We start from the raw sequence: 6,001 nt of genomic DNA, 5'->3' as shown, positions 1-6,001 counted from the left end.
GTTGTGCCGCCGCCCCGCCGCCCGACGGCGGCAGGCGCGCGCCGAGCTGTTCGGCATAGCGTGCCGCCGCGTTGCCGCAGACGATGTGGAACGTATCGAGCGACACCCATGCGACGTCGAGCGCGCCGAGACGCTCGCGATCGACCGCCGACGGGTCGCGCACGACCACGCGCAGGCGCGTGGTGGCCACCGCATCGAGCGACGCGACGTTGGTCGCCCCGCCGAACACCGCGAGCCAGCGGGTCGGTTCCGGATCGAGCGGGCCGGCGGCCGCGCCCGTGACGGGCTGCGCGGCAGCAGCCGGCGCGGCCGATGCGGCACCGGTCGCACCGCCACCAATCGCGGCGCGCATCTCGTCGGCAATGATGTCGGCCTCGGGCCCGATGATCACCTGCACGCTGTTGCCGCCGCGCTTGAGCACGCCGCGCGCGCCGATCGACTTCAGTGCCGGCTCCGATACCTGCTCCGGATCGACGACGGTCAGGCGCAGGCGCGTCGTGCACGCGTCGACGACCGACAGGTTGCCGGCCCCGCCGAGTGCGGCGATGTAGCGTTGCGCACGAGGTGCGGCAGCCGTCGCAGCCGCGCCCGCGGCCGGTGCGACGAAGCCGCCCGGTGCGTACGACTCCGTGGCCGCATCGGCCGAGGCCGGCTCACGGCCCGGCGTGGCCATGTTGAACTTGCGGATGAAGAAGCGGAACAGCCCGTAGTACGCGACGCCGTACGCGATGCCGAGCGGGATCGCGATCCAGCCCTTCGTCGACAGCCCGTAGTTCAGCACGTAGTCGATCGCGCCGGCCGAGAACGTGAAGCCGAGCTTCACGCCGAGGATCTGGCAGATCGCGAGCGACAGCCCGGTGAGCACCGCGTGGATCACGTACAGCACCGGCGCGAGAAACATGAAGCTGAATTCGATCGGCTCGGTCACGCCGGTCAGGAACGACGTCAGCGCCATCGACAGCAGCAGGCCGCCGACCATCGCGCGGCGCTCCTTCGGTGCTTCGTGCAGCATCGCGAGACACGCGGCCGGCAGGCCGAACATCATGATCGGGAAAAAGCCCGCCATGAAGGTGCCCGCGGTCGGGTCGCCCGCGAAGAAGCGGTGCAGGTCGCCGTGCACGATCTCGCCGCCGGCGGGCGGCGTGAAGTTGCCGAACACGAACCACGCGAGCGAGTTGAGGATGTGGTGCAGGCCGGTGACGAGCAGCAGGCGGTTCAGGAAGCCGAACACGAACGCACCGATCGCGCCCGCCGTCGTCAGCCACTGGCCGGCCGCGTCGATCGCATGCTGGATCGGCTGCCACACGTACCCGAACGCGATGCCCAATATCACGCAGACCAGCCCGGTGATGATCGGCACGAAGCGCTTGCCGCCGAAGAACGCGAGGTAGTCCGGCAGCTTGATGTCCTTGTAGCGGTTGTACAGCAGGCCCGCGACGACCCCCGCGATGATCCCGGACAGCACGCCCATGTTCAGCTTGGGATCGATGTCCTTCATGATCGCGGTTTCGATCAGGTAACCGATCGCGCCCGCGAGCGCCGCCACGCCGTTGTTGTCCTTCGCGAAGCCGACCGCCACGCCAATCGCGAACAGGAGCGGCAGGTTGTCGAAGATCGCGCCGCCGGCGTCGGCGATCATCTTGATGTTGAACACGTCCGGCTGGCCGAGTCGCAGCAGGATGCCGGCGACCGGCAATACTGCGATCGGCAGCATCAGTGCCCGGCCCAGGCCCTGTATTTTCAGAAACGGATTCCCGTTCATTCAGTCCTCCAATCCATGTCTCGTCATTAATCGTCGTTAATCGTCGTTGACCTACTTGCCTTCTTCGTCGTGAAACGGGCCGCGAACCTGCCGTCGACGCTCAGTCGAGCGGCCAGACCTCGCGGCTTGCTGCCCTTACTGCCTGTGCCGAATCGAGCGCGAGCAGATCCTGCGCGCGCTGACGGCACAACGGGTAATCGAGACGGCGCACACGCGCCTTGATGCCCGGCACCGACACCGGGTCGACCGACAGTTCGGTCACGCCGAGGCCCACCAGGATCGGCACCGCGAGCGGATCGCCGCCGAGCGCGCCGCAGACGCCCACCCACTTGCCGTGTTTCGCGGCGCCGCGCACCGCGATGTCGATCAGGCGCAGCACGGCCGGATGCAGGCCGTCGGACTGCGCGGCGAGATCGGCCTGGCAGCGGTCCATCGCGAGCGTGTATTGCGTGAGGTCGTTGGTGCCGATCGACAGGAAATCCGCGTGCTGCGCGAGCTGATCGGCCAGCAGCGCGGCCGACGGCACCTCGATCATCACGCCGACCTCGATCGGCTCGGTGCGGCCCTGCGCATGCGCGAATTCGTCGATGCGCTTTTTCAACCGCACGAGCTCGCCCGCGTCGGTCACCATCGGCAGCAGGATGCGCACCGCGCCGAACGGCTTCACCGCAAGGAGGCCCTGCAGTTGATCGTCGAGCAGATCGGGGCGCACCTGCGCGAGACGGATGCCGCGCAGGCCGAGCGCCGGGTTCGGTTCGGGCGGCAGCGTCAGGTAGTCGACTTCCTTGTCCGCGCCGACGTCGAGCGTGCGGATGATCGCCGTGCGGCCCTGCAGCGCGTCGACGATCGACTGGTAGCTCTGCTGGTGCTCGACCGCCGTCGGCGCGGCCTGGCGATGGATGAACATCAGTTCGGTGCGCAGCAGGCCGACCGCGTCCGCGCCGTTGTCGACCGCGGTGTTCGCATCGTCGAGCGTCGCGATGTTCGCGGCGACCTCGATCGCGCGGCCGTCGATGGTCGCGGCCGCCTCGCCGGCCTGTTGCCGGTTCGCCTCGCGCACGCCGTCCAGGCGCTGGCGCTCGTGCCGCGCGCGCTCGACGTCGAGCGCGGTCGGCGCGTGTTCGAGCCGGCCCGCGCTCGCATCGACGACCACCTGCGTGCCGTCCGGAATCGCGTACAGCGCATCGCCGACCGCCACCAGCGCCGGGATGCCCAGCTGCCGCGCGATGATCGCCGCGTGCGACGTCGCGCCGCCGCGCGCCATCACGAGCGCGCTCACGCGTTCGCGATCGAGCGACGACAGGTCGGACGGCGTGAATTCCTCGGCCGCGAGCACGGCTTCGTCGGGCAGCACACGCGCGGCGCCGCTCGTGTGGCCGAGCGCGCGCAGCACGCGCTTCTCGATGTCGCGCAGATCGGCCGCGCGTTCGGCGAGCAGCGCGTCGTCGAGTTTCGACAGCGTGTCGATCTGCGTGCGGATCGTCGCGCGCCACGCGAAGCCCGCGCCCTTGCCGAGGCTGATCAGGTCGCGCGCCGCGTCGACCAGCGTCGGGTCTTCCAGCAGCACGCGATGCACCGCGAAGATGCCCGCTTCGCCGACCGCGCCGCGCGCCGACGCGCTGCGAACCGTTTCGGTAAGTTCGGCGTCGACCGTCTTCAGCGCTTGATCGAGCCGGCGGCTTTCCGTGGCCGGTGTGCCGGTCGCCTGCTCGGGCGGCACGATGTCCGCATCGTCGAGACGCACCAGCGTGCCGACCGCGATGCCGGGCGCCGCGCACACGCCGGCGAGCGTGTTCGGATCAATCGGCGCGCCGGCGTGGCGTGCGACCGCCTGCGGCGCGGGCGATTTCAGCCGCGCCGGCTTTTCTTCCACTTCGCCGTGCGCTTCGCGCAGCAACTCGCGCTCGACCGCATCGACGGCCTGTTGCGCGTGCGCGCCGCGGCCGACCAGCTCGACCGTCGCGCCTTCGCCGGCGCCGAGGCCGAGCAGGCCGACGACGCTCGCGATCGACGCCTTGCGGCCGTCGAACAGCACGTCGACGGTCGCGTCGAAGCCGCGCGCGGCTTCACGTGCCCGCGCGGCCGGCCGCGCATGCAGGCCGCCCGGCTGCGCGAGCACGATCTCGCGACGCACTTCGTTGTGCGCGGCCGCACCGGCCTGCGCTGCCTGCGCGGCGGCTTCGCCCTTGCCGCGCAGCGCGAGCAACGGCGTCTCGCCGGCCGTCGCGAAACCGCTCGCGCGCTCGACCACCTCGAACGCGTCGGAATTCGCGATCGCGATCACCGACACGAGCGAATGCGCGTTTCGCGCCACCGCGTCCTGGTCGAACTCGATCAACAGCGCGCCCGCTTCGACGCGCGCGCCGGCTTCGACGTGCGCGATGAAGCCCTGCCCGTTCAGCTCGACGGTGTCGATGCCGATGTGCAGCAGCACTTCCGCGCCTTGCGGCGTCGTGATCGTCACCGCGTGGCCGGTGCGCGCGAGATGCGACACGACGCCCGCGCACGGCGCGACAAGCCGGCCCGCGAGCGGGTCGACGCCGATGCCGTCGCCGAACATCCCGCCGGAGAACACCGGATCGGGCACGTCGGCCAGTGCGACGATCGGCCCCGTCAACGGGCTAAGCAGAACGATCTGATCGTGGTTGGGGCTCTTCAACTGGGATTCCTCGGCGCGTCTCATCGGCTTTCTCGGCTATCAGTGCGTTTCGGTGACTTTGTTCAGGTGGCGCGGCGTGTCGGGATTGCGGCCGCGTGCGACGGCGAGATCCGCCGCCATCACGTAGAACGAAAGAATGGCGGCGATCGGGTCGAGCGCCGAATGGGCGGACTGCGCGAGCGGCAGCACGGTGCCCGATACGCCGGGCGTCGATACGCCGGGCGTGCCGGCGGGCGCCGCGAGCAGCACGGCGGCGCCGCGTGCGCGCATGTCGGCGGCGAGCTGCAGCAGGCCGGCCTGCTCGGGCCCCGGCGGCGCGAACACGAGCAGCGGATAGTCGCGGTCGATCAGTTCCATCGGGCCGTGGCGGACTTCGGCGCTCGAGAACGCCTCGGCCTGGATGCCGGACGTTTCCTTCAGCTTCAGCGCGGCTTCCTGCGCGATCGCGAGGCCCAGCCCGCGGCCGATCACGATCATCCGTTCGACGCCCGCGAGCGCCGCGACGGCCGGCGACCAGTCGAGCCGGCCGGCCTGCGCGAGCACGTCGGGCAGGCCGCGCAATGCGGTGATCAGCGCGGCGTCGCGCTGCCAGTACGCGACGATCTGCGCGGAAGCCGACAGCATCGCGATATAGCTCTTGGTCGCGGCGACCGACAGTTCGGGGCCGGCCAGCAGCGGCAACTGGTGCTCGCACGCATCGGCGAGCGGCGACGGCAGCACGTTCACGGCGGCGACGGTACGCGCGCCGGCTTCGCGCAGCGCGGCCATCGTGTTGACGAGATCGGGGCTCTTGCCCGACTGGGAGAACGCGAGCGCGAGCTGGTCCTGCACCTTCAGCGGCGCCTGCTGCAGCGTCGCGACCGACATCGGCAGCGACGCGACGGGCACGCCGAGGCGGCTCATCGTCAGGCTCGCGAAATAGCTGGCGGCGTGATCCGAGCTGCCGCGCGCGACCGTCAGCGCGACGGCCGGCGGGTGATCGAGCAATTGGCCGGCGAGCGCTTCGACGCGCGTGGTGTCGGCGATCTGCGCGGCGACGACCTGGGCGGACTCGCGCGCTTCCTTAAGCATATTCGACAATCGATTCTCCTTCGACATAGGTCGCGGTGAGGTTCAGGTCGCGATCGAACACCGCGAGGTCGGCCCAGGCGCCGCGCTCGAGGCGGCCGCGATCTGCGACGCCGAGGTAGTCGGCCGCGTAGCGCGACATCCGGTTCGACACGTCGGCGATCGGCAGGCCGAGCGACACGAGGTTGCGCAGCGCCTGGTCCATCGTCAGCGTGCTGCCGGCGAGCGTGCCGTCGGCGAGCCGCACGCCGCCGAGGCACTTCGTCACGTGCTGGCTGCCGAGTCGGTATTCACCGTCGGGCATGCCGGTGGCGGACGTGCTGTCGGTCACGACGTACAGGCGCGGAATCGCGCGCAGCGCCGCCCGGATCGCACCCGGGTGGACGTGCAGCAGGTCAGGGATGATTTCCGCGTATTCGGCGTGCGCGAGCGCCGCGCCGACGAGGCCCGGGTTGCGGTGATGCAGCGGCGACATCGCGTTGAACAGGTGCGTGAAACCGCATGCGCCGTGC

At 70.5% G+C, this 6,001-nt stretch carries 4 protein-coding genes; all 4 read right to left on the bottom strand.

The window, feature by feature from the left end:
- A partial coding sequence (nagE, locus tag JMF90_RS20310; RefSeq protein WP_201325362.1) for an N-acetylglucosamine-specific PTS transporter subunit IIBC occupies positions 1 to 1,762 on the bottom strand: 1,762 nt, incomplete at its 3' end.
- 100 nt (positions 1,763 to 1,862) lie between these two features.
- Positions 1,863 to 4,445, bottom strand: a complete 2,583-nt coding sequence (gene ptsP, locus JMF90_RS20305; protein ID WP_011546260.1) for a phosphoenolpyruvate--protein phosphotransferase — start codon at positions 4,443 to 4,445, stop codon at positions 1,863 to 1,865.
- 15 nt (positions 4,446 to 4,460) lie between these two features.
- Positions 4,461 to 5,492, bottom strand: coding sequence for an SIS domain-containing protein (locus tag JMF90_RS20300; RefSeq protein WP_011546261.1), 1,032 nt, complete (start codon positions 5,490 to 5,492; stop codon positions 4,461 to 4,463).
- A partial coding sequence (locus JMF90_RS20295) for an amidohydrolase family protein (protein ID WP_201325361.1) occupies positions 5,485 to 6,001 on the bottom strand: 517 nt, incomplete at its 5' end. The genes JMF90_RS20300 and JMF90_RS20295, both read right to left, overlap by 8 nt.

The organism is Burkholderia sp. E168m23, assembly GCF_016586125.1.
Classification (GTDB): Bacteria; Pseudomonadota; Gammaproteobacteria; order Burkholderiales; family Burkholderiaceae; genus Burkholderia; species Burkholderia orbicola.
Note: the sequence above shows the minus strand (reverse complement) of the source record. Positions and strands in the feature narration are given on the sequence as shown.